This window comes from Streptomyces sp. SD15, assembly GCF_054462255.1.
The window spans coordinates 22,105-41,479 of sequence record NZ_JBTLMO010000065.1; the positions used below are offsets into that span (position 1 = coordinate 22,105).

The window sequence follows — 19,375 nt, forward strand, 5'->3', positions numbered from 1 at the left end:
GTTACCGTGCAGATATGGCAGCGAACACGGCGGATGAGGTCCGACTCGAGGACCAGTGGCGGGACATCCTGTCGGTGCACGCGCGCACGATGTGCGAGATCGACCGCGCGCTGCATCCGCACGGTCTCGGCGCCAGCGACTTCGAGGTGCTCGACATCCTCGCCTCGGGCGAGCTCGCGGGCACGGGCGAACAGTGCCGGGTGCAGGACATCGCCGATCGCGTCCATCTGAGCCAGAGTGCCCTGTCCCGGCTGATCGGTCGGCTGGAGAAGGACGGGCTGGTGGAACGCTCCGTCTGCCTGGAGGACCGACGCGGGGTATCGGTCGCGCTCACCCGCAAGGGGCGCGACCTGCACACCGAGGTGCGCCCCCTGCAACGCGCGGTGCTGGCCCGCATGCTGGACGACTGACGACACCCGTCGCGTCAGCGCAGCAGATCCCGTACGGCGTCGAAGGCGGCCGTGACCGTCGCCGGGTCCGCGCCGGGGCGGGCCAGCGCGCTCATGGGGATCGGCGTGACCGGAGGTAGCGCGTCGCAGGGGGTGAGGCCGTCCGGCGCGGAGCCGACCGCGGCGAGCAGGGCCACACCCTGGCCGGTGCGGGCGATGTCGAGGACACCCGCCAGATAGCCGGCGTCGCCGACCACCGTCGCCGGGACGCCGTGGGCGGCGAGAGTGGCGATGGCCCGGCGACGGATCGCGCACGGATCCGCGATGGCCACCAGCGGGACCGGAGCGGGCGCGGTGGGCGGCTCCCAGCCGGGCGTGGCGTGCCAGGTCAGGGGCAGGCCGCCGACGGGAGTGCCCTCGGTCGCGGCGGCCTCCGTGACGTACACCGCGACGTCCACGCTGCCGCGCTCCACAGCCTCGACGAGGCGGGCCGAGCGGTCGATGCGAAAGCGCACCCGGCAGCCGGGGCGCACCTCCTGGACGGCCGCGGTCAGCCGGGGCAGGAACTGGTCGGCGGCGTGCTCGGTGGAGCCGATGGTGACGGTGTCGCCGTCCACGTCGAGCAGGGCGCGCACCGCCTCGTCATGGACGGCGAGGATGCGACGGGCCTGCTCCACGAGCAGCCGCCCCTCGGGGGTGAACCGCATGCCGCGACCCTCGCGTTCCACGACCGGGCGGCCGAGCGTCTTCTCCAGCCTGCGCACATGCTGGCTGACCGCGGACTGGCTCAGGGCGAGGGAGCGGGCCGCGCGGTGGAAGCCGCCGCAGTCGGCGATCGCGGTCAGGCTGCGCAGGGCCACGATGTCGAGGACAGGTTGGGGCATGCCATGACCGTAGCCCGCATTCGGCATCGATCGCGATTGCTGATCGGTTTCGATGCGGAATCGTCGTTGGACGCGGGCGGCCACGGACCGTCATGATGAGGTCATGCTTCACACGACCGCTTCCGCTGCCTTTCTGACGCAGCGCCGAGTCATCGACTTCGGCGTGGCGAGCAGCACGCGCTGTCGTTGATCTCCTGAGGCATTCCGCCGGCCGTCACTGACGCGCGCGGTGTGCCTTCCTCCGCTCCCCCTCTCCCTGGTCGTCCGTCGTCGTTCCTGACACGTGACACCGGGTCCTGAGCCGCGCGCTCGTACCCCCGTATATCCGCCCTCCCAAGGGAGTTGCCCCCTCATGCCCGCATCCGCCCCGCCCTGGAACGCATCATCGTGGAACGAACCGGAAGGCCTCGCCGCGCGCGGCACGCTCATCGTGCTGGCCGGGCGCGGTGAGCACGGCGGCGTGTACGAGCGGTTCGGCCGCCGGCTCGCCTTCGACGCCTACCGCGTCCGCGCCCTCGGCGATCCGGCCGACGACCCGTCCGTGCTCGACCAGGCGGCCAAACTCCTCGCCGACGAGTCGCTGCCGGGACCCAAGGTCGTCGTCGGTTCGGACACGGGGGCGCAGTACGCCGCCCATCTCGCCGCCGAGCGGACGGCGGGGATCGACGCGCTGATCCTCGCCGGTCTGCCCACCGGCCCCTGGACCCCGCAGAGTTGGGACGCCGAGGTCGAGGCACGCACCGCCTGCCCCACCCACCAGGCGCGACTCGCCCACGACCCGGACTTCCGGCGCGGGGCGCTCGGCGAAGCGGCGGATCCGCCGGAGCTCCGCCTCGACCTCGTACGGGTCCCGGTGCTCGCCCTGCACGGCGGGGACGACAGGGTCAGCCCCGTCGAGCAGGCGCTGAGCGTGTACGCGGGTCACTCCGGCGTACGGACGGTGACGTTCAACGGCGGCCGTCACGACGTACTCAACGACGCCTCGCACCGCACGGCCGCCGCCGCGGTCGTCCTCTTCCTGGAGCGGCTGCGCCTCTCCCCCGAACTCCCCCTGATCGCCGAGGGCCTCGCATGACCGCCGCTCAGGTGACCACCACCGTCGCCGAACTCGACGCCCTGCTTCGCTCCGACGCCCCGCCCGTGCTCCTGGACGTCCGCTGGGCGCTGGGCGATCCGCACGGCCGCGACCACTACGCGGACGGGCACCTTCCTGGTGCGGTGTACGTCGATCTGGACACCGAGCTGGCCGCGGGACCGAGCCCGGAAGGCGGGCGGCATCCACTGCCGGATCCGGCCGACTTGCAGGCGGCGGCCCGGCGTTGGGGCATCAGCGATGGCCGGTCCGTCGTGGTGTACGACGACCTGGGGAACACGGCCGCGGCACGGGCATGGTGGCTTCTGCGCCATGCGGGTGTCGCTCACGTGACGCTGCTCGACGGGGCGTTGGGGGCCTGGCGGTCGGCGGGGCTGCCGCTGGAATCCGGCGTACCCGCGGATCCGCCACCCGGTGATGTCGTACTGCGGCCGGGCGGGTTGCCCGTCACGGACGCGGACGGAGCGGCCGAACTCGCCTCCTTCGGACTGCTGTTGGACGCCCGCGCCGCCGAGCGGTACCGCGGTGAAGTGGAGCCGGTGGACCCTCGCGCGGGTCATATCCCGGGTGCCGTGTCCGCACCGACCGGGGAGAATCTCGCGGCCGACGGGACGTTCCTGTCGCCCGAGGAGCTGCGCAAGAGGTTCGCGGGCAAGGGCGCGGACAACGGCGCCCGCATCGGCGTCTACTGCGGCTCCGGCGTCACCGCCGCCCACCAGATCGCCGCACTGGCCCTCGCGGGTTACGAGGCCTCGCTCTTCCCCGGTTCCTGGTCCGCCTGGTCCGCCGATCCCGCCCGCCCCGCCGCGACCGGCCCCTAGGGCCTGTCCGGCGGATCATGCCGGAGACGCGGGGTCTGGCACGCCGATCTGCGGCGTTGTCGTCGGTTGCCGACTCCCCCAAGTTCTCGGCTTCGCTCGAACAGGGGGGACCCCCATCGCGTCGACGCCCTCCTCCGCCTTGCAGCTCGACGCACCACACCCCGCTCACCCGCGCTGACAAGGCGCCGCTACTTCCCTCCGACCTGATCCGCCGGACAGGCCCTACCCGTCCTGAGGCGACGCGAGAGGAATGCTCTGACATGACGACGAAACCGCTCGGTGCGACAGCCCCCGTGCTGTCCCGCGCCGAGACCGACATCCCCACCACCCCTGCTCCACAACCCGCCCCCCGCGTCACCCTCCGCGGCACCGCCCGCACCACCCGCCGCCGCACCGTGCCCCGTTCCGTGCGCCGCGCCGCCGGCCCCGTGGGCCTCGTACTCCTCTGGTTCGTGACCTCGGCCATCGGCGTTCTCCCCGAGTCCGTCCTCGCCTCACCCGTGGACGTCCTGCGCCAGGCCGTCGACCTGACGAAGAACGGTGAACTGCCCAGCGCCATCGCCGCGTCGGGCCGCCGGGCCGCCACCGGGTTCCTCATCGGCGCGGCAGTCGCGCTCGCACTGTCCCTGCTGGCCGGGCTGTTCCGGCTCGGTGAGGACGTCATCGACTCCTCGATGGGCATGTTCCGGGCGATCCCCTGGGTGGGGCTGATCCCCCTGTTCATCGTCTGGTTCGGGATCGAGGAGACCCCCAAGGTCGCCCTGGTCGCGCTCGGCGTGACGTATCCGCTGTACTTCAACATCTACGGCGGCATCCGTTCCACCGACGCCCAACTCGTCGAGGCCGCACGGATGATGGGGCTCGGCAGGCTCGGTCTGATCCGGTACGTGATCCTGCCGAGCGCGCTCCCGGGGGCACTCGTGGGCCTGCGGTACGCGCTCTCCACCGCCTGGCTCGCCCTCGTCTTCGCCGAGCAGATCAACGCCGACGCCGGGCTCGGCTATCTGATGAGCAACGCCCAGCAGTACTTCCGCACGGACATCATCGTGCTCTGCCTCGCCGTGTACGCGCTGCTCGGCCTCGCCTGCGACTTCGCCGTACGGATCCTCTCGCGCCGCCTGCTGAGCTGGCGCGCCAACTTCGAGGGCGAGGCGTAACCCATGGCCGGGAACATGACCAGGAACATCACCGACAGCGTGGAAATCCGCGGGCTTTCGCGGGCCTTCGACGGCAACACGGTCCTGCACGACCTCGACCTCGACATCCGTGCGGGCGAGTTCGTGGCCCTGCTCGGGCACAGCGGCTGCGGCAAGTCGACGCTGTTGCGGATCCTCGCCGGGCTCGACGACGAGATCGGCGGCGAGGTGACCGTGCCCGCGCGGCGCAGCGCCGCGTTCCAGTCGCCGCGGCTGCTGCCCTGGCTGAAGGTCTGGCGCAACGTCGTCCTCGGGCTGCCCGGACGGCCCGACCGGGCGCTCGCCCAGCGGGCCCTGGAGGAGGTGGGCATCGCGGAACGCGCACTGGTCTGGCCGAAGACCCTTTCCGGCGGGCAGGCACAGCGCGTCTCGCTCGCCCGCGCTCTCGTCCGTGAGCCCGAACTCCTGCTGCTGGACGAGCCGTTCGGCGCCCTGGACGCGCTCACCCGGGGCAAGGTGCAGCAGCTGGTCGCCGAGCTGTGGCAGCGGCACGGCTGCGCGATCCTCCTGGTCACGCATGACGTGGAGGAGGCGCTGCTGCTCGCCGACCGCGTGCTGGTGATGGACGAGGGGCGCATCGCCCACGACCTCACCGTCGACCTGCCCCGCCCCCGCGATCTGACCTCGCCGGAGTTCGTCACCCTCCGCGCCCGCCTCCTCGGCTGGCTCGGCGTCACCCCCGCACCCGCCCTCTCCCCCACCCACACCTTGGCCGACGCCAAGGCCCTTGAAGGGAACCCCTCGTGATACGCAGATTCGCCGCCGCCGCACTGAGCCTCTCCGCCCTGCTGGCGCTCACCGGCTGCGGCGCAGACTCCGCCGCGGACGCGGCGGGGAGCCAGGACCAGGTCACTCTCACCATCGGCGACCAGGCCAAGACCCTCCAGACGATCGTCGCCGCCTCCGACGCGCTCAAGGGCGCCAAGTACAAGGTGAAGTGGGCGGAGTTCGAGGGCGCTGCCCCGCTCTACCAGGCCGTGCAGGCGGGCGCCGCCGACACCTCGTACTCCGCCGACCTGCCCGCGCTCCAGGCGCTCAGCGGCGGCGTGAAGTTCAAGAACGTGGCCGCCCTCAAGAACGACGGCCATCACACCGGGATCGTCGTCCGCGAGGACTCCGAGGTGAAGAGCGTCAAGGACCTCAAGGGCAAGAAGGTCGTGGTGTCCTCGGCGAAGGGCAGCATCGCCGAGTATCTGCTCGCCAACGTGCTCCAGCAGAACGGCCTCTCCTACTCGGACGTCACGGTGCAGTACCTGCTGCCGACCGACGCGCAGGCCGCCTTCTCCTCCGGGAAGATCGAGGTCTGGGCGACTTTCGGGGTCTACCAGGCCGTCGGTCTGGAGCAGGGCGGCCGGCTGCTCGTCGACGGTGCCGACGGGCGCATCAGCGGGTACGGCTTCATCGGCGCCTCCGAGAAGGCGCTCGCGAGCCCCGCGAAGAAGGCCGCGCTCGGCGACTTCCTCGAGCGGCTCGGTACGGCCCTGGACTGGACGAGCACGCACCAGGACGCGTACGCCACCGCGATCGAGCAGCGCAACGGCGCCGACCCCGCCATCGCGAAGACGCTCGCCTCCGCCGCGTACAGCAAGGTCCTGCCGATCACGTCCGAAGTGAACGGCACGGTCCAGGACGTGGCCGACCTGATGCACGGCATCGGTGTTCTCGACCCGAACGTCGACGTGGCGAAGTCGGCCGACGCGTCCGTCCTCAAGTGACCTTCAACAGCCTCCAAGTGACCGTAGACAGCAGGGAGTCCGTCATGCCCGTCGAGTTCATCAGTGCCGTCCACACCGACTCGGGAGCGTCCGGTCCCGCCGCCAGTGCGCGTACCGGCTTCGACCCCGACTACGTACGCCGCTACGCCCGCGCCCTGGACGACGGGGGCTTCGACCACACCCTGGTCGCCTACCATTCGGCGTCGCCGGACGCCCTCCAGCTCGCCCAGTTCGTCGCCACGCACACCGAGCGCATCCGGCCGGTCCTGGCGCACCGGCCCGGCGTCATCTTCCCCACGCACGCCGCCCGCGCCTTCGCGACGCTGGACCGGATCAGCAACGGCCGGCTGTCGGTGCACATCATCTCCGGCGGCAGTGACGAGGAGCAGCGCCGGGAAGGGGACTACCTCAACAAGACGGAGCGGTACGAGCGTTCGGACGAGTACATCCAGATCCTGCGGAAGGTGTGGACGGCGGACGGGCCGGTCTCGCACGAGGGCAAGCACTACCGGTTCGAGGGCTTCCACTCCGACGTACGGCCGGTCCACGGGCTCGTCCCGATCTCGGTGGGCGGTTCCTCGCAGGACGCCTACCGGGTGGGCGGGCAGCAGGGCGACATCTTCGGACTGTGGGGCGAGCCGCTGAAGGAGACGGCGGAGCAGATCGCGGCCGTCAACGCGGTCGCCGACGCCGCCGGGCGCCCCCATCCCCGTATCTGGGTGTCGTTCCGCCCGATCATCGCGCCCACCGAGGAGCTGGCCTGGGAGAAGGCGCACCGCACGCTCGGTGTCCTCAAGGAGCAGGCGGCGGGAACCGAGCTGCTGCGCCACTACCGGACGGCCGGGCGACCGGCCAACGTCGGCTCGCAGCGGCTCCTCGACATCGCCGAGCGGGGTGAGGTGCACGACCGCTGCCTGTGGACGGCCCCGGCCGTCGCCACCAACGCCGCGGGCGCCTCGACCGCGCTGGTCGGCACCCCGGAGACGGTCGCGCGGGCCCTGCTCGACTACGTCGACATCGGCTGCGACCTGCTGTCGATCCGCGGATACGACCCGCTCAACGACGCGATCGACTACGCCCGTCATGTCCTGCCGCTGGTCCGGCAGGAGCTCGCCCACCGCGCCGCGACCACCCAGGCCGCCTGATCCCCTCTGATACCTCATGGAGATTCCGTGTTCCGTCACACCCTGCGCGCGTCCGCCGCCGCCCTCGCCCTCCTGCTGCCCTTCGCGGCGGCCTGCGGCGGCGCGGCGAAGGCCGAAACCTCGTCCGACGTGTCCTCCGTGACCTTGAAGGTCGGTGCGACCGGCTGGAAGTCGGAGGAGGCGATCCTCAAGTTCGCCCACCTCGACGACACCCCGTACGACGTCAAGTGGAGCCTCTTCCAAGGCGGTGACCAGCAGCTCCAGGCCATCCGGGCCGGAGCCCTCGACCTCGCCTCCTCCAGCGAGATCCCGCCGATCTTCGCGGCGGCCGACGGCGAGCCCAACTTCAAGGTGGTCGCCGTGCAGCGCGGCACGACCCTCAATCAGGAGGTCGTCGTCCCCAAGGGCTCCGAGGTGACCGACATCGCGGGCCTGAAGGGCAAGAAGGTCGGCTACGTCCAGAACACCACCGCGCACTACTTCCTGTACGAGCTGCTGAAGCAGGCGGGCCTGAAGTGGTCCGACATCGACGCCAAGCCCCTCCTGCCCAACGACGGACTCGCGGCCCTGAACGGCGGCGGCATCGACGCCTTCGCCTCGTACGGCACGTCGATCATCACCGCCCATCAGCAGGGTGCCGTCACCGTCGGCACCGGCAAGGACATCCTCTCCGGGAACTTCCTCTGGTCGGCACGGGAGAGCGTGCTGGGCAGCCCCGCCCAGCGGGCCGCCACCGCCGATCTGATCGCCCGGATCACCAAGGCGTACGCGTATGTCCGTGACGGCCGCCAGACCGCGTTCGCCAAGGTGATCGCGGAGACCACCCACCAGCCCCTGGCCCAGGCGGAGAAGGACTTCCGCGCCCAGCAGGCGCAGCAGCCGACGCAGGCCCGGACGGTGGGCGACGACACGGTCGCCTCGCAGCAGAAGGTGGCCGACGTCTTCACCGAACTCGGCGCGCTCAAGTCCCCCTTGGACGTCAAGTCCTTCTGGTCCCGCGAGCTGAACGACGACCTGAAGCAGGCGCTGTGACCGCGCACGTGACGGCCAGGCTGGCAGAACTGGCCCCCGGCTACGACCGTTCGGCCGCCTTCCCCGCCGAGTCCCTCCAGGCCGTCCACGAGGCCGGACTGCTCACCGCCACCGTCGGCGAGCGGTACGGCGGCCCGGGCGCCGGGGTCGCCGAGACCGCCCGTATCCTGCACGCGCTCGGCCAGGGCGACCCCTCCGTCGCCCTGATCTCGGCGATGACGCTCATCACCCACGCCCGGCAGGCCGCCCAGCCGCACTGGCCCGACGAGCTCTACGCGCGCGTGCTCAAGGAATCCGAGGAGCGGCCCGTTCTCATCAACCACGCGCGCGTGGAGCCCGACCTGGGCTCCCCCGCGCGGGGCGGCCTGCCCGCCACGCGCGCCCGCCGCACCGCCGACGGCTGGTCGGTCAGCGGTACGAAGCGGTTCGTGACGGGCGCCGACGGGCTCGACTGGTTCCTGGTGTGGGCCACGACGGACGAGCCGGAGCCTCGCGTGGGCACCTTCCTCGTCCCCGGTGGCTCCCCCGGCATCGGGATCACCGACCGGTGGGACCACTTGGGGCTGCGCGCCAGCGGCAGTCACGACGTGACGTTCCGCGAGGTGGAGATCCCGTACGAGTATGTGGTCGGCCTCGGCCCGCACGGCCCCGCCGCCGAGCAGGACAACCGCGCGGGGGCCGCCGTCCATCTCCCGCTCGCGGCGCTCTACCTGGGTGTCGCCCGGTCGGCGCAGGCCTTCTTCCACACGTTCGCCCACGCGCGCGTGCCCGCCAATCTCGGTCATCCGGTGGCCCGTACGGAACGCTTCCGGCGGGCGGCCGGGGAGATAGAGGTGCTGCTCGCCGCGGCGGAGCAGCTGGTGTTCGACGGTGCGGCCCGAGTCGACGCCGACGACCCCTCGTACACCCCCGAACAGGCACTCGGGGCGCGCGTGCTGGCCGACCGGCACGGGGTGCGGGCCGTGGAGCTGGCCGTGCGTCTCCTCGGCAACCCGGGGCTGTCCCGCCGGAATGCCTTGGAACGGCACTTCCGCGACATCCAGTGCGCTCCCGTGCACGCGCCCCAGGAGGACATCTCCCTGCTCACGATCGGAACGAAGGCATTGAGCGACACGAAGGCGTTGAGCGACACGAAGGCACTGGACCTGTGACGGCACCCGCGACCACCACGTCCGCCCGGCTTCTGGGCCTCCTCGCCCGTGACCTGCCTCCCGACCGGCTGACCACGGACCCGGTCACCCTCGCCGGGTACGCCACCGACCGTTCCGGCACCCGGCCCGACGGCATCCCGGCGGCGGTCGTCCATGCCCGGCGGACCGAGGACGTCACCGTCACCCTCCGGCACGCGCACGCGCTGCGTGTGCCGGTGGTCCCGCGCGGCGCGGGCACCGGTCTCTCGGGCGGGGCCACAGCCGGTGAGGGCGCCCTCGTCCTCGATCTGGCCGGGATGAACCGCATCCTCGAACTGTCGCCGGACGACCAGCTCGCGGTCGTGGAACCCGGCGTGATCACCGCCGAGTTGGATCGCGCCGCCGCCGCGCACGGGCTGCGCTACGCGCCCGATCCGGCGAGCGCGGCCCTGTCCACGATCGGCGGGAACATCGCGACCAACGCGGGCGGGCTGCGCTGCGCCAAGTACGGGGTGACCCGGGACAGCGTGCTGGGCCTGGAGGCGGTCCTCGCGGACGGCACGGTCGTGCGCACCGGCCGCCGTACGGTCAAGGGCGTCACCGGCTACGACCTCACGGCCCTGCTCACCGGCTCCGAGGGCACCCTCGCGGTGATCACCTCGGCGACGGTGCGGCTACGGCCCGTCCCCGTGGCGACGGCCACGCTCGCCGCGTACTTCGCCTCCTTCGAAGCGGCCGCCGAGGCCTCGTACGCCATCGGGCGGGCCGGGGTCGAGCCCGCGCTGGCGGAGCTGGTCGACGGGCCGGTGCTGCACGCGATCGACCCCGCGCTGCGGGAGCGCGGCGCGGCCCTGCTGCTGGTGCAGTGCGACGGCGCGGGCGCGGCGGCCGAGGCGGCGGCGGTCGGCCGGCTCCTCGCGCCGCGGGCCACGACGGTCGAGACGACGTCGGACCCGGCCGAGGCCGAGACGCTGCTCGCCGCCCGGCGGCTCGCGCTGCCCGCGCTGGAGCGCCTCGGCCGCCCGCTGATCGAGGACATCGCGGTGCCCCGCTCCCGGCTGGCGGAGGCGGTGCGGGAGATCCGCGCCATCTCCGTACGCCATGACGTACCTGTCTTCACCATCGCGCACGCGGCGGACGGGAACCTGCACCCGATCATCGTCGTGGACCCCTCGCTGCCGGGCCTGCCCGACGCGGCCTGGGAGGCGGCCGGTGAGATCTTCGCCCTGGCGCTGCGCCTGGGCGGCACCCTGACGGGCGAGCACGGTGTGGGGGTCCTGAAGCGACAATGGGTGGCGGACGAGCTGGGGCCCGTGGCGCACACGTTGCAGCGGCGGATCAAGGACGCCTTCGATCCGCTGGGCATTCTCAATCCGGGCAAGGGCCTGTAGAGGCGCTCCCTCGTGGCGGTCGGCTGTCAGGCGCGCCCGGCCAGCAGGGTGCGTACGCCCTCGGAGTCGAAGGTCAGACCGTGCGGCGAACTCGGATCGATGGTGAGCGACAGATCGCCGGACGGCCACTGGGACGCGAGCGCGCCCAGCGGAACCAGGCGGTAGCGGGAGACGAACGGCAGCAGTTCGGCCATCGCCGGCTCCGAGGTGAACACCGGGACCACCTGCTCCCCTCCCGGCTGCTCCAGAACGGGCAGCGCGACGGCCGCGGGATCGGTGGCGGTCTCCTCCTCGGCGTCGTCCGGCACGGGGACCAGCACATCGCTGGCGGCCAGCGTGGCCAGTGCCGCCGCGTCCCCGCGGTGCTCGGCGAGGGTGTCCAGGGCTTCCTGGGCCGGCGTCGCGTCGATGGGCCGGGGGTGGTCGTTCGAAGGCGTGTTCATGACGGATCTCCGGGTAGTGGCTGGCGGGCTGCCCGGGACGCGTGTGGTCCCGGGCATGGCACTCGTCGCGTACCCACCCGGGGGCGAGGCAATCCTCGTCCCTCTCCGGTCACGGGATGAGCGGGATGTCGTCCGAGGGCAGCCCGAGACGGTCGCGACCGACGCGATGGGCGAGCGGTTCCGGTGGGTCCGACGTGCGACCAGATCGTCGCGGCGTCCCTGCTGATCGCGGCCGACCGCATCTGACGCGGGTGTCGGGCCCGGACTTCGAGTGTCCGGGCCCCACCCGGCTACTTCAGGTACGGACCGTCGCTCCCGATCTTCCCGGGACCGTTCAGCACGTACACCCGGAGATTGCCCTTCCCGGGGGCCGCCACGGACAGCGTCCCGTTCGAGACGGTCTGTACGGCGCCGGTGACGGCGTCGGTGTAGGTCCCGTTCGGGATGCCGGTGAACGTCGCGCCGCCGGTGACCGTGACGAGCGCGAAGCTGTCCGTGGAGCCGCTGGTGTAACGGCGCTTGTAGGCCATGGAGCCGCTGATGCCGTCGGTGGAGTACTGGCCCATCTGCAGGGCCGGTATCGCCCGGCGGATCTGGTTCAGCCGTTGAAGGTGCTTGACCAGCGGCTGGGCGAGCGTCGTCGCGACCTCGCCGCTCGCCGAGTCGACCTGCCCGAAGTCGGCGGCCGTGACGGATCCGGCGAGGTGGTCGCCGTAGTACGCGCGGCCGGTGGACGCCAGTGGGCAGGTCGGGCCGCAGTCGATCTGCTTGCCCTTCTGGAACTCGATCTCCGAGCCGTAGTACAGGGTCGGGATACCGCGGAAGGTCCACATCAGCGCCATGTTCTCGGCCCAGGCGTCGGTGCCGCCGCTGTAGCGAGTGCTCGACTTGTTCGGACCGTAGTCGTGACTGTCGACGTAGACGACGTTGTACGTGGCGTCGTTGACGGAGTCGTCCGAGTCCTTGCCGTTGCTGTAGGCGTTCTGCGCGTCGCCGAAGTTCATGTGCATACGCATGTCGATGATGTTCATGCCGGAGAACTGGCTGCGGTCGGGCGTGTGGTAGCTGTTTCCGTTGAGGAAGGCGTTGGTGGAGGTCGGCTGGTTGCCGGTGCCGAGGTTGTTCTCGTAGGTGAACTGCTCCAGGGCCGCCGCCTCGTCGTCGGCGCTGTACTCCTTACGTTCCTTCCAGGTGTAGAACTGCGCCGAGTGGTTCACGGAGCCTCGGTTCCACTTGTCGTTGACGAAGGCCGCGACCTCGCCGAAGACAAAGAAGTTCTTCGCGGCCTCGGTGCCGAACTTCTGGGTGACCCGGTCGTGGATGGCGGGCAGGAAACGGCGGTTCCAGGTCACGCGCGGGATGTGTACGGCCGTATCGACACGGAAGCCGTCGACGCCCATGTCGATGTACTTGTCGTAGGCGCCGATGAGGTAGTTCTGGACGGCAGTGTTCTCGGTGTTGAAGTCGGCGAGGTCCTCGTGCAGCCAGCAGGAGCGGGCATCCTCGCCCTCCCAGTTGCCGATCCAGCACTGGTGGTAGAGAGCCTTCGGGAACATGCCCGAAGTGGGGCTGGGCCACTGGCAGTTGTAGAGCGTGTAGCCCTCGGCACTTTTGCCGCCGGTGGGCGTGCCCCAGTTGAGGCAGGTGTTGCCGGAGGGCTCCGTCGTCGACCACAGGTCGCCGTTGTAGTACGACTTCCCGGACTTTGGCTCGACCGTCAGACCGTCGTACTCGAAGCCGTCGCTCGTCTCGTCGTAGTACCAGCTCCACTGGGAGTCGCGGACGCCGTACACGGTCGGCGTGAACAGGCCCTTGGCACCCCAGCGGGAGCTGTGGTTGTAGACCACGTCCTGGTAGATCTTCATACCCTTGGCGTGCGCGGCGTTGATCAGGTCCTGGTAGGAGGCGCCGGCCGACTCCAACCGCGGGTCCACCTTGTAGAAGTCGTAGCCGTGATAGCCGTGGTAGTCGTAGTCCGAGCGGTTGAGGACCACCGGCGTGACCCAGACCGCCGAGAAGCCGAGCGCCTTGACGTAGTCGAGCTTGTCGACCAGGCCCTTGAAGTCGCCGCGGAACATGGGGTCGTTGCCCGCCGCGTTGCCGGACTTGGTGTGCTGGCTGCCGCCGCGGTTGTTGGAGCTGTCGCCGTCGTGGAAGCGGGCGGTGAGGACGAAGTAGATCGGGTCCTTGCGGGGGTCCGTTCCCAACGGGGTACCGGATGCGGGTTCGGGTGCCTGCTCGCCGGTCGTCGCGGCGGCCTCGGCGGAGGCGGGCGAGGTGTTCCCGGCCGCGTCGACGGCCTTCACGGTGTACGTGTAGGTGGTGTTCTCCTCAAGTCCCGTGTCGGAGTGCACCGTTGAGGCGATGTCGGTGACGACCGTGCCCTTGGTGCCGCCCGTGCGAGTGATCTGATACTTCGTCACCGCCGTGTTGTCGGTCGACGCATTCCAACTCACCACCACCGAAGTGTTGGTGGCGCTCGCGGTGACGTTGGTGGGTGCGGTCGGCGCCTGGGTGTCCGGCGGCACGGCGGCACACGGGTCCTCGGCGTTCGCCGTGACCGTCCTGTCCTTCACGGTCGTGGTGCCGGTCGCGATCGTGTAGTCGGCGCTGTTGTTGTTGTCCCAGACGCCGTTGCCGTTGTTGAAGGCGGCCTTCAGTGATGTCGCCGTACCGATGTCGAGGGTCTTTTTCCACCAGCCCGTGCAGGCGCTCTCCATGCCGACACCGGGGACCGTCGTCCAGGAGCCGCCCGTGGGCGCGTAGTGGATGTTGGCGGTGGTCCAGCCGGAGGTGGCGGTGGAGTAGTAGACGGTGGCCTGGTTTCCACTGCCGGTGCCGGTGTCGGCGCACGGGTCGCTGTGCGCGATCACTCCGTCCTTGACGGTGATGGTGCCGGTGCCCAGCGCGTAGTTGTTGCCACCGTTGTTGTCCCAGGTGCCGCTGCCGTTGTTGAAGGTGGCCTGCAGACCGGTGGCCGAACCGAGGTCGACGGTCTTCTTCACCCAGTCCGTGCAGGCCGATTCCATCTGCGTGCCGGGCACGGTGGTCCAGGAGCCGCCGTCCGGCGCGTAGTGCAGATACGTGGCCGGCCAGCTCTTCGTCTTCGTGTAGTAGAAGACGGTCGCCGTGTTGGTAGCGGCCGCGGCCGTCTTCGCCATGGGGACGGAGTCCGCGTCCGGCGAGATGGGTCCTAGTAGACCGATCGCCGCCACGAACGCCACCAGCGAGCGGCGCGGTGGGCGTCGGGGCGTGCGTCTCCTGGGGTTCATGAGGCGTCTCCAAAGCGGGGCGGTGAGTGGGGAGTTGCCATGCAAGAAGAACCGGCAAGTTCCTGTAAGTCCTTGCAGCGCGGAAGCTACAGGTACATGACAGCGACGTAAAGAGATCTCGCAGCCCCCGAAGGCCATGGTGAAAACGGACCAGTAGTGGTGACCGGCGCCCACGCGCCGGGCGGGCCCTGCCTCCTACCGTGGGCACATGCCGATGCAACCCTGGTTTCCCGACGCCAAGCTGGGCGTCTTCATCCACTACGGCGTCTACGCCGTGGGCGGGGCAGCCGAGTCCTGGTCGTTCTACACGGGCGAGATGACACACGAGCAGTACATGAAACAGCTCGAAGGCTTCACCGCGTCCCACTACGACCCGGACGCCTGGGCCGAGCTGTTCGCCCGCATCGGCGCCCGCTACGCCGTGCTCACCACCAAGCACCATGACGGCGTCGCCCTCTGGGACACCGACCACCGCAGTCTCGACGTGGTCCGGGACACGCCGGCCGGCCGCGACCTGGTCACGGGCTTCGTCGACGCGCTGCGCGAGCGGGGGCTCAAAGTCGGCCTCTACTACTCGCACTCCGACTGGAACCACCCCGACTACCCCACCATCCGGCACGTCCGGCCGGGCGAGCCTCCGAGCCCCTACTCGCACGCCGAACCCGGCCAGGAGGACCCCCAGGCCTGGGAGCGCTACCTCGCCTACCGCGACGGCCAGGTCGGCGAGCTCATGGACCGCTTCCGGCCTGACCTGCTCTGGTTCGACGGCGAGTGGGAGCGCACCGAGGAACAGTGGCGGATGAACGAGCTCGCCGACCTGATCCTCGCGGGCAACCCCGACGCCATCCTCAACGCCCGCATGCTCAGCCGCGGCGACTACGCCACACCGGAACAGGGCGCCCCGCTCCAGGCTCCGGACGGCCCGTGGGAGCTGTGCCTGACCATCAACGACTCGTGGAGCTATCGGCCGCACGACCGCGACTTCAAGTCGGTGCGTCAATTGGTGCGTTACTTCACCGAGACGATCGGCATGGGCGGCAACTTGCTGCTCGGCGCCGGTCCCCGCGAGGACGGGACCATCCCCGAGGAGCAGATCGAGCGCCTGGAGGGACTCGGCTCATGGATCGGGCGGCACGCGGACGCGGTGTACGGGACGGTCGCCGGGCTGCCCGCCGGGCACCACTACGGTCCCAGCACCCTGTCCGCCGACCGGTGCACGCTGTACCTGGTGTGCTTCGACGCCCCGCGTGACAACGTCTCGCTGCGCGGCCTGCGCAACAGCGTCAAGCGCGTCACGGTCCTGGGCACCGGCACCGAACTGGGCCACCATGTCACCGGCGGCCTCGACGCCGTACCCGGTGTGACCTGGATCGACGCACCGGCCGCGGCCGACCTCGACGAGTACGCCACCGTGCTCGCCGTCGAGTTGGAGGGGGAGCTGGACCTCTATCGTGGCACCGGGCGCGACTGACGCGGGACGCGGCCGGGTCCCGCGTCAGGAGGCCGGAGCCATGATCGCCCGACTGGCGAGAAAGGTGAACGGCACGGCCGCAGCGGAGGCGAGCAGGGCCGCCGTCCGGGACCCGCTGTGGCCCACCTCGACCAGGACGTGCAGGGCGACCGTGGAGACCACGAGGTTGGTGACCGTGGCCAGCGGAAAACGCAGGAACTTCCCCCAGGTGGGGCGCGTCCGATAGGTGAAGCGCGCATTGAGGAAGAACGAGATGAGCGTGGCCCCGGTGAAGGCCAGGAGATGGGCGGCCAGATAGGGAAGGAGCACCAGGAGGGCCAGGTAAAGGCCGTAGTACACCGCGGTATTGAGCACGCCGACCACGACGAACCGCAGGAACTGACCAACCATCGGCCGACCGGCCGGCGTATGCCTCGGCATGGTGGACAGGGGTGGCCCTTCGAAGCTGCGGCGGGATCGTCCGATCATGTCTTCTTCATTGAAACACGGGCAGGCGGAGCCCCCGAAGAAGCAGCGGGGTCGTCAGGAGACCGGCGATCGCGATCGCCGTGCGGGGAACTGGTGAAGCCGGCCGGCAGGCCCCACAGCGCGGTCATCGCCGCGATCGTGGCTTTGCCGGTGATCGACCACGCGGACAGGGTGCGGACGACTCGGTCCGCCTCCGTCCGCTCGAGCCGGTAGGCGGCGAAGACCGGGTCGAACACGCCCCTGCAGTGCGCCGGGGAGCAGGAGCCCGGTGATCAGGCGCAAAATGGGCTACGTGGGTGTCCGGCGCGTATCAGTGGACCGCCTCGTGGAGCAGCCGTCGGGCCGCGGGCTGGTGCTGATCCCGCTCGCGCTGATCGTCGTGATCACCGTGGTGGACATCCACTCCCCGACCACCATCCACCTCGGTCCTTTGCTGGTCATAGCGCCCGCGCTCACCGCCTCCGTCGCGGGGCCCCGGCAGACCGCTCTGGTCGGGGTGCTGGCTGTGGCCGCGCAGGTTTTCATCGCGATCTTTCACGGCGGGCTGACTACGGCCAACCACATCGCGCAGATCATCGCTCTGTCCGTACTCTCCGTCCTGGTGGTTTTCGTCCGCCTCGTACAGGAGCGGCGTGCCCGGCAGCTGAGCCGGGCGCGCTCGGTGGCGGAGACAGCGCAGCGGGTTCTGCTGCGGCCTCCACCCCGCCGGATCGGGCCGTTGCGCGTGGCCTGGCTCTATCTGGCCGCCGAGGACGAGACCCATATCGGTGGCGACCTGTTCGCGGTCGCCCGCGCCGCCCACCCCTCCACCCGAGTGATCATCGGCGATGTCCGCGGCAAGGGGCTGGCTTCCATCGGAGAGGCATCGGTGGTACTGGGCGCGTTCCGCGAGGGCGCCCACCGGTGTGACACCCTCCCCGAGCTCACGGCCGCGCTCGAGGTGAGCGTGTCCCGCGACCTCGAGGAGGTGGCCGATACCGAGCACGATCCCGGCGAGCACTTCGTCACCGCGCTCATACTCGACATCTCCGACCAGGACCCACAGGGGGAGATGATCAACTGCGGTCATCCCCCGCCCCTGCTGCTGCACGATCACGAGGTCACGGTCCTGCACGCGCGCCGCTCCGTACCCCCACTGGGCATGTCCGAGCTGCCCGCCTCGAGCCACCGCCCCGACCCGTTCGCCTTCGAAACCGGCGACGTCCTCCTCCTCTACACCGATGGCGTCATCGAAGCCCGCTCGCCGGAGGGCGCCTTCTACCCACTCGCCGAGCGGGTCGCTTCCTTCCCCGCCTGCGGTCCCGACGCCCTGCTCCGCCGCATCCACGACGACCTGATCACCCACATCGGCGACCAGCCCGCCGACGACGCCGCCCTGCTGGTCATCCAGCGCACCGCCTCTCACCACCTCCACCGACCGCACCTCATGTCCCGCTCCGTCAACGGCCACCAGCGACTCCACGGCAGCGGATCATCCCCACCCTCAGAACGCTGACCCGCGCCCTGGTGACCGCTGCCGGCGGTTCAGGTGAGGTGGGCGAAGACCACCAGGTTCTCGGTGTAGTCCTTGACATCGCGGTCGTAGTCGCCAGCGCAGGTGATCAGCCGGACCTGGGCCGAGGGGGTGTCGGCGTACACACGCCGGTCCGGGAAGTCGTCCTTCGCGAACGTCTCGACACTGTCGACGACGAAGGAGGCCGTGCGCCCGTCGGCCCTTTTCACCTTGAAGGTGTCCCCCTTCTTCAGTTCATCGAGCCCTACGAACACCGCCGGGTCCGTTTTCGTGTCGACATGCCCGGCGATGATCGAGGTACCCAACTCCCCCGGGGACGCGCCGTCGGCGTGCCAGCCGACCAGGTTCACGTCGTCGGAGGGCGGAGCTTCGAGCTGGCCCGACGAGTCGATGTCGAGGTCGGTGAAAGGTGCGTCCACCGAGATCTTCGGGATGAGCAGCCGCGTCGGCTTGGACCGCGGCAGATGCTTTCCCTTCGGCCCGGCGATCGACGACGGCGGCGCGAGCGCCGCCGAGGCGCCAGGCGTACGGGAGGCGCTGGACGGCTCGTCATGGCCGCCGAAAAGACTCAGCGCCAGGATCAGGATCCCGGCGAACCACACGATCAACGGCACGCCTGGGCGAGAGCTCTGCTCGGGCGGCGCCAAGTCGGTCTGGGTATGGGTAGGGGAAGACAATCGGGATGCCATCGGGCACCACCTCACTGGGACACGGCAGCAGAGCGGGTACAGCAGGAAGAAAAGGAAGGAAGAAAAGGAAGGAAGGAAGCAAGCGAGCCGGGCCGCCGCCCTATGTGAAGGCGGCGGCCACGACTGCTATGTCGTCGGGCATAGGTCAGGACGCGCCGTTGACCGAGTTCTTGCGGCGCACCGCGTAGAAGCCCGTGGCGGCGACTGCCAGCGCGGCCAGGCCGCCGGCCGTGACCGCCGGGTTGGCGAGCCCACCGCCACCGGTGTGCACGCCACCGCTGGGCTTGTCCTTGCCGTAGTCGGAGTCGTCGTCCTTGTCCTTGCCGTAGTCCGAGTCCTTGTCCTCGTCCTTGCCGTAGTCCGAGTCCGAGTCCGAGTCCTTGTCCTCGTCCTTGCTGTAGTCCGAGTCCTTGTCCTCGTCCTTGCTGTAGTCCGAGTCCTTGTCCGAGTCCTTGTCCGAGTCCTTGTCCTCGTCCTTGTCCTTGCTCCAGTCGTCGTCCTTGTCCTTGCTCCAGTCGTCCTCGTTCAGCACGGTGAGGGCACCACCACCGGTGTGCACGCCACCGTTCGGCTTGTCCTTGCCGTAGTCCTTGTCCTTGCCGTTGTCGTCGTCGTCCTTGTCCTTGCCGTTGTCGTCGTCGTCCTTGTCCTTGCCGTTGTCGTCGTCGTCCTTGTCCTTGCCGTTGTCGTCGTCGTCCTCGTCGTCGTCCTTGTCCTCGTCGT

General features: G+C 70.2%; 17 protein-coding genes and 2 pseudogenes. 12 read left to right on the forward strand and 7 right to left on the reverse strand.

From position 1 onward, the window contains the following. Positions 1 to 14 precede the first annotated feature (14 nt). Entirely contained in the window at positions 15 to 410 is a 396-nt protein-coding gene (locus ACX28W_RS38355) for a MarR family winged helix-turn-helix transcriptional regulator (RefSeq protein ID WP_459004733.1), read from the forward strand. 14 nt (positions 411 to 424) lie between these two features. Here ACX28W_RS38355 and ACX28W_RS38360 read toward each other — a convergent pair whose 3' ends face one another. After that, the gene (locus ACX28W_RS38360; protein WP_459004734.1) at positions 425 to 1,273 is read right to left on the reverse strand and encodes a LysR family transcriptional regulator; all 849 of its coding nucleotides are present in this window, start codon (positions 1,271 to 1,273) and stop codon (positions 425 to 427) included. A gap of 352 nt (positions 1,274 to 1,625) precedes the next feature. On the opposite strand from ACX28W_RS38360, the gene ACX28W_RS38365 reads away from it, so the two are divergent. From ACX28W_RS38365 to ACX28W_RS38405, 9 genes are all read left to right on the forward strand, one after another. After that, on the forward strand, positions 1,626 to 2,348 hold the full coding sequence (locus ACX28W_RS38365) for an alpha/beta hydrolase (protein WP_459004735.1): 723 nt from the start codon (positions 1,626 to 1,628) through the stop codon (positions 2,346 to 2,348). Further along, positions 2,345 to 3,187, forward strand: a complete 843-nt coding sequence (locus ACX28W_RS38370; RefSeq protein WP_459004736.1) for a sulfurtransferase — start codon at positions 2,345 to 2,347, stop codon at positions 3,185 to 3,187. Before ACX28W_RS38365 ends, ACX28W_RS38370 begins: the two co-directional genes overlap by 4 nt. Before the next feature lie 260 nt (positions 3,188 to 3,447). Beyond that, complete coding sequence (locus tag ACX28W_RS38375; protein ID WP_459004738.1) at positions 3,448 to 4,344, forward strand: ABC transporter permease; 897 nt, start codon at positions 3,448 to 3,450, stop codon at positions 4,342 to 4,344. Between the two features lie 15 nt (positions 4,345 to 4,359). After that, entirely contained in the window at positions 4,360 to 5,130 is a 771-nt protein-coding gene (locus tag ACX28W_RS38380) for an ABC transporter ATP-binding protein (RefSeq protein WP_459004740.1), read from the forward strand. Next, positions 5,127 to 6,098: an ABC transporter substrate-binding protein gene (locus ACX28W_RS38385; protein WP_459004742.1), complete on the forward strand. Its 972-nt coding sequence runs from the start codon at positions 5,127 to 5,129 to the stop codon at positions 6,096 to 6,098. The genes ACX28W_RS38380 and ACX28W_RS38385 overlap by 4 nt, the downstream gene beginning before the upstream one ends. Positions 6,099 to 6,142: 44 nt before the next feature. Beyond that, positions 6,143 to 7,243 carry an LLM class flavin-dependent oxidoreductase gene (locus ACX28W_RS38390; protein WP_459004744.1) on the forward strand — a complete coding sequence of 367 codons (1,101 nt, stop codon included), beginning with the start codon at positions 6,143 to 6,145 and terminating at the stop codon, positions 7,241 to 7,243. A 27-nt stretch (positions 7,244 to 7,270) separates the two neighbouring features. After that, positions 7,271 to 8,275: an ABC transporter substrate-binding protein gene (locus ACX28W_RS38395; protein ID WP_459004746.1), complete on the forward strand. Its 1,005-nt coding sequence runs from the start codon at positions 7,271 to 7,273 to the stop codon at positions 8,273 to 8,275. Then, positions 8,272 to 9,426 carry an acyl-CoA dehydrogenase family protein gene (locus ACX28W_RS38400; protein WP_459004747.1) on the forward strand — a complete coding sequence of 385 codons (1,155 nt, stop codon included), beginning with the start codon at positions 8,272 to 8,274 and terminating at the stop codon, positions 9,424 to 9,426. Before ACX28W_RS38395 ends, ACX28W_RS38400 begins: the two co-directional genes overlap by 4 nt. After that, positions 9,423 to 10,796, forward strand: a complete 1,374-nt coding sequence (locus ACX28W_RS38405) for an FAD-binding oxidoreductase (protein WP_459004748.1) — start codon at positions 9,423 to 9,425, stop codon at positions 10,794 to 10,796. Before ACX28W_RS38400 ends, ACX28W_RS38405 begins: the two co-directional genes overlap by 4 nt. 26 nt (positions 10,797 to 10,822) lie before the next feature. On the opposite strand, the gene ACX28W_RS38410 is transcribed toward ACX28W_RS38405, so the two are convergent. Further along, positions 10,823 to 11,239: an SseB family protein gene (locus tag ACX28W_RS38410; protein ID WP_459004749.1), complete on the reverse strand. Its 417-nt coding sequence runs from the start codon at positions 11,237 to 11,239 to the stop codon at positions 10,823 to 10,825. Positions 11,240 to 11,529: 290 nt separating this feature from the next. Beyond that, complete coding sequence (locus ACX28W_RS38415) at positions 11,530 to 14,511, reverse strand: carbohydrate binding domain-containing protein (RefSeq protein ID WP_459004751.1); 2,982 nt, start codon at positions 14,509 to 14,511, stop codon at positions 11,530 to 11,532. 208 nt (positions 14,512 to 14,719) lie between these two features. Here ACX28W_RS38415 and ACX28W_RS38420 point away from each other — a divergent pair, with 208 nt between their 5' ends. Then, positions 14,720 to 15,982, forward strand: a complete 1,263-nt coding sequence (locus ACX28W_RS38420; protein WP_459004752.1) for an alpha-L-fucosidase — start codon at positions 14,720 to 14,722, stop codon at positions 15,980 to 15,982. Positions 15,983 to 16,006: 24 nt separating this feature from the next. On the opposite strand, the gene ACX28W_RS38425 is transcribed toward ACX28W_RS38420, so the two are convergent. Further along, on the reverse strand, positions 16,007 to 16,402 hold the full coding sequence (locus ACX28W_RS38425) for a GtrA family protein (RefSeq protein WP_459004760.1): 396 nt from the start codon (positions 16,400 to 16,402) through the stop codon (positions 16,007 to 16,009). Between the two features lie 55 nt (positions 16,403 to 16,457). Beyond that, positions 16,458 to 16,695, reverse strand: a pseudogene (locus ACX28W_RS38430) (MFS transporter); the annotation flags it as partial. 23 nt (positions 16,696 to 16,718) lie between these two features. Here ACX28W_RS38430 and ACX28W_RS38435 point away from each other — a divergent pair. Further along, complete coding sequence (locus ACX28W_RS38435; RefSeq protein WP_459004754.1) at positions 16,719 to 17,945, forward strand: PP2C family protein-serine/threonine phosphatase; 1,227 nt, start codon at positions 16,719 to 16,721, stop codon at positions 17,943 to 17,945. Between the two features lie 29 nt (positions 17,946 to 17,974). Here the strand turns inward: ACX28W_RS38435 and ACX28W_RS38440 are convergent, their stop codons facing one another. Both ACX28W_RS38440 and ACX28W_RS38445 read right to left on the reverse strand, forming a co-directional pair. Further along, complete coding sequence (locus ACX28W_RS38440; RefSeq protein ID WP_459004755.1) at positions 17,975 to 18,652, reverse strand: class F sortase; 678 nt, start codon at positions 18,650 to 18,652, stop codon at positions 17,975 to 17,977. Positions 18,653 to 18,797: 145 nt separating this feature from the next. Next, a pseudogene (locus ACX28W_RS38445) lies at positions 18,798 to 19,375 on the reverse strand (hypothetical protein); the annotation flags it as partial.

What these genes read in the sequence shown, in the direction of transcription:
- ACX28W_RS38355 (WP_459004733.1), top strand. Translation starts at nt 15, where the DNA reads ATGGCAGCGAACACGGCGGATGAGGTCCGACTCGAGGACCAGTGGCGG.
- ACX28W_RS38360 (WP_459004734.1), bottom strand. Translation starts at nt 1,273, where the DNA reads ATGCCCCAACCTGTCCTCGACATCGTGGCCCTGCGCAGCCTGACCGCG.
- ACX28W_RS38365 (WP_459004735.1), top strand. Translation starts at nt 1,626, where the DNA reads ATGCCCGCATCCGCCCCGCCCTGGAACGCATCATCGTGGAACGAACCG.
- ACX28W_RS38370 (WP_459004736.1), top strand. Translation starts at nt 2,345, where the DNA reads ATGACCGCCGCTCAGGTGACCACCACCGTCGCCGAACTCGACGCCCTG.
- ACX28W_RS38375 (WP_459004738.1), top strand. Translation starts at nt 3,448, where the DNA reads ATGACGACGAAACCGCTCGGTGCGACAGCCCCCGTGCTGTCCCGCGCC.
- ACX28W_RS38380 (WP_459004740.1), top strand. Translation starts at nt 4,360, where the DNA reads ATGACCAGGAACATCACCGACAGCGTGGAAATCCGCGGGCTTTCGCGG.
- ACX28W_RS38390 (WP_459004744.1), top strand. Translation starts at nt 6,143, where the DNA reads ATGCCCGTCGAGTTCATCAGTGCCGTCCACACCGACTCGGGAGCGTCC.
- ACX28W_RS38410 (WP_459004749.1), bottom strand. Translation starts at nt 11,239, where the DNA reads ATGAACACGCCTTCGAACGACCACCCCCGGCCCATCGACGCGACGCCG.
- ACX28W_RS38415 (WP_459004751.1), bottom strand. Translation starts at nt 14,511, where the DNA reads ATGAACCCCAGGAGACGCACGCCCCGACGCCCACCGCGCCGCTCGCTG.
- ACX28W_RS38420 (WP_459004752.1), top strand. Translation starts at nt 14,720, where the DNA reads ATGCCGATGCAACCCTGGTTTCCCGACGCCAAGCTGGGCGTCTTCATC.
- ACX28W_RS38425 (WP_459004760.1), bottom strand. Translation starts at nt 16,402, where the DNA reads ATGCCGAGGCATACGCCGGCCGGTCGGCCGATGGTTGGTCAGTTCCTG.
- ACX28W_RS38440 (WP_459004755.1), bottom strand. Translation starts at nt 18,652, where the DNA reads ATGGCATCCCGATTGTCTTCCCCTACCCATACCCAGACCGACTTGGCG.